Annotated in this window: 3 protein-coding genes and 1 pseudogene; 2 read left to right on the plus strand and 2 right to left on the minus strand. The window is 68.0% G+C overall.

Going from position 1 to position 3,009, the window contains the following annotated elements:
- Nucleotides 1-203, minus strand: a pseudogene (locus tag E3D03_RS20335) (acyl-CoA transferase); the annotation flags it as partial.
- 170 nt (nucleotides 204-373) lie between these two features.
- On the opposite strand from E3D03_RS20335, the gene E3D03_RS20340 reads away from it, so the two are divergent.
- A complete protein-coding gene (locus E3D03_RS20340; RefSeq protein ID WP_263568460.1) occupies nucleotides 374-1,195 on the plus strand; it encodes a sulfurtransferase/chromate resistance protein in 822 nt (273 codons plus the stop codon).
- Nucleotides 1,195-2,562 (plus strand): chromate efflux transporter, encoded by a 1,368-nt coding sequence (chrA, locus tag E3D03_RS20345; protein ID WP_263568461.1) that lies wholly within the window; start codon nucleotides 1,195-1,197, stop codon nucleotides 2,560-2,562. The genes E3D03_RS20340 and chrA overlap by 1 nt, the downstream gene beginning before the upstream one ends.
- 23 nt (nucleotides 2,563-2,585) lie before the next feature.
- Here the strand turns inward: chrA and E3D03_RS20350 are convergent.
- A partial coding sequence (locus tag E3D03_RS20350; protein WP_263568462.1) for a DUF6441 family protein occupies nucleotides 2,586-3,009 on the minus strand: 424 nt, incomplete at its 5' end.

Consider the following 3,009-nt stretch of genomic DNA (forward strand, 5'->3'; position numbering starts at 1 on the left):
GCCTCGATCTCGGCGCGGTGCTGGTAGTGGTAGGCGAGCGGCGACAACGTCACCTCGGGCTCCCCCGGTTCGCCGTCGCGCATGATCAGCAGACCCTCCGTCGGCACGCGCTCGGGCAACACGTCACCCCGCAGTGCGCTGGCGGGCAACGCCGAGAGCCGCGCGTGCAGCGCGGCGAGGATGGTTTCGCGAGGGGTGGGCATGGAGGGTCTCTTCGATGTCCGAAGCGCCCGAACATGGGCAGCTTGACCTTTGCAATTCTTGACAGTTTCAGAGCGTTTCCGGTAACTGGACCCATGGGGATTGCGAGCTCCCCACGAGGCGCCAGCCGAAGATCGCGTTCCTGTTCAACCCCGGCGACGGAGGAACGCACATGCCTGCGCCCAATGCCATTTCGTTCGACAAGCTCACCCGCATCATCGGAACCCCCCGCGCACCGCTTTTGCTCGACGTGCGGTCCGAGGAAGATTTCGCCGCCGATCCACGATTGCTCCCAGGTTCTGTCCGGATCGACGACCAGGCGCTCGCCGCCCTCGCGCCACAGCTCGGCGGCCAGCCTTCGATCGCCGTTTGTCAGGCCGGTCACCGGCGCAGTCAGGGCACTGCCGCCTTGCTTCGCGCCGAAGGTTGCCCGTCCGAGTATCTCGAGGGCGGGTTCGAGGCATGGCGCTCCGCCGGCATGCCGCTGATCGATCCGGTGAAGCTGCCCGCGCGCGACGCGCAGGGCCGCACCATCTGGGTCACGCGCTCGCGCCCCAAGATCGACCGCATCGCGTGCCCCTGGCTGATCCGGCGCTTTCTCGATCCCCGCGCGATCATCCTGTTCGTGGCGCCCGCCGAAGTGGTGGGCGTCGCAGAGCGCTACAATGCATCGCCCTTCGACATCGAAGGCGTGTTCTGGAGCCATCGGGACGACCTCTGCACCTTCGACGTGATGCTGGCCGAGTTCGGCCTGAGCATTCCCGCGCTCGACCGGCTCGCGACAATCGTGCGCGGCGCCGATACCGCCCGGCTCGACCTCGCGCCCGAGGCGGCCGGTCTGCTTGCCGCATCACTCGGCCTGTCGCGGATGTATTCCGACGATCTGGAGCAGCTGGAGGCCGGGATGCTGCTTTACGACGCCTTCTTTCGCTGGGCGCGGGACGCCACCGACGAGACCCACAACTGGCCCACCAACAAGCCGAAGGCAGACTGATGCAGGACCGCGCATACCCCACGCTGGCCGCGGCCACCCGCATCTGGGCCCGCATCGGCCTCCTGAGCTTCGGCGGTCCGGCCGGGCAGATCGCGCTCATGCACCGGATCCTCGTCGAGGAGCAGCGCTGGCTGGGCGAGAAGCGGTTTCTCCATGCGCTCAACTACTGCATGCTCCTGCCGGGGCCGGAGGCAATGCAGCTCGCCGTCTATATCGGCTGGCTGATGCACCGCACGCTCGGCGGCATCATCGCGGGCGTCCTGTTCGTGCTGCCCGGCGTCGTGGCGATCATGGCGCTGAGCTGGATCTATGCGCTCTACGGCAATGTCGGCCCGGTCGAGGCACTGTTCTTCGGGCTCAAGGCGGCGGTGCTGGCCATCGTGGTGCAGGCGGTGATCCGCATCGGATCGCGCGCGCTCAAGAACGGGGCGATGGTCGCCATCGCCGCCGCCTCCTTCGTGGCGATCTTCGGCTTCGCCATTCCGTTTCCGCTCATCATCCTCGTTGCTGGCCTGATCGGGTTCTTCGGCGCGCGTGCGGGCCTGACCGCATTCCATGGCGGCGGCGGACACGGCAAGGTCGGCACGGTCCAGGTCGACGACGCCGACACCCTGCTGGGTGAGGAATCACCGGTTCACACGCAGGTCAACCGGGGGTGGGCCTTTCGGATTTCCGGCGTCTTCCTCGTCCTCTGGCTTGCCCCTGTGGCGCTGTTGTTCGCGGCCCTCGGGCCGGAGAACGTGTTTTCGCAGATCGCGGGTTTCTTCAGCGTCATGGCGGTGGTGACCTTCGGCGGCGCCTATGCGGTGCTGGCCTATGTCGCGCAGGAGGCGGTGCAGAACTTCGGCTGGCTCGCTCCCGGCGAGATGCTGGACGGCCTCGGCATGGCGGAGACGACGCCGGGGCCGCTGATCATGGTTACGCAGTTCGTGGGCTTCATGGGCGCCTTCCGCGAGGCGAGCGGCCTGTCGCCCCTTGTGGCCGCGACGCTCGGCGGGCTTCTGACGACATGGGTTACCTTCGTTCCCTGCTTCCTGTGGATCTTCCTCGGCGCGCCCTTCATCGAGCGTCTGCGCGACAACGCTGTGCTGACGGCGGCACTGACCGCCATCACCGCGGCCGTGGTGGGCGTCATCCTGAACCTTGCCGTCTGGTTCGGTCTGCATGTCGTCTTCGACGAGGTGCGGACCGTTACAGCGTACGGCCTCGATCTGGATGTGCCCGTCTGGTCCACAGTGAACCTGGCGGCTGCGGCGCTGGTGCTCGCCGCGCTCGTGGCTGTCTTCCGCTTCCGGCTGGGCGCCGTGACGGTCCTTGCGGGTTGTGCGCTGGCCGGTGTCGCGCTGGCGTCTCTGGGCCTGACCTGAGGCTGCTCTTGTTCAGGCGCTGATCATAGCTTCGCCTCCACCCAGTTGGCCACGATCAGCCCCGGTACGCTGTCCAACGCCCGGTCCGCATCTCGTGCCAGGTCCAGCCGCTTCGGCAGCTTCACCTGGGGCACCAGCAGGAAGATCGGGGCGGTGACCTTGCCGCGCCCGGTCTTCGAGCGCGACACCACCGCCTGGCCCTTCGTGTTCAGCCGCCCCTCCGCCACCAGCAGGCTCGGCCCGGTGCGGCGATAGACGAAGCGCAGGCGCAACCCGCGTCGCCGTTCCCACTCGCCAGGCGTGATCCGGCCGCCGCGCAGGGACTTGCCTGCGGCTGGCAGCGGAATCGCCAGCCAGAACCCATCCTTCGAGCGGATCAGCGGGCCCGTGTCGTGCGCGCCGACGATCACCGGCGCCTTCGACCAGACCAGCGCCGCCGCATCCAGG

Origin of the sequence: Paracoccus sp. DMF (genome assembly GCF_004407025.1) — a bacterium.
GTDB classification, from domain to species: domain Bacteria; phylum Pseudomonadota; class Alphaproteobacteria; order Rhodobacterales; family Rhodobacteraceae; genus Paracoccus; species Paracoccus aminovorans_B.

Coding starts and splice junctions, on each gene's coding strand:
- E3D03_RS20340 (WP_263568460.1), top strand. CDS start 374: ATGCCTGCGCCCAATGCCATTTCGTTCGACAAGCTCACCCGCATCATC.
- chrA (WP_263568461.1), top strand. CDS start 1,195: ATGCAGGACCGCGCATACCCCACGCTGGCCGCGGCCACCCGCATCTGG.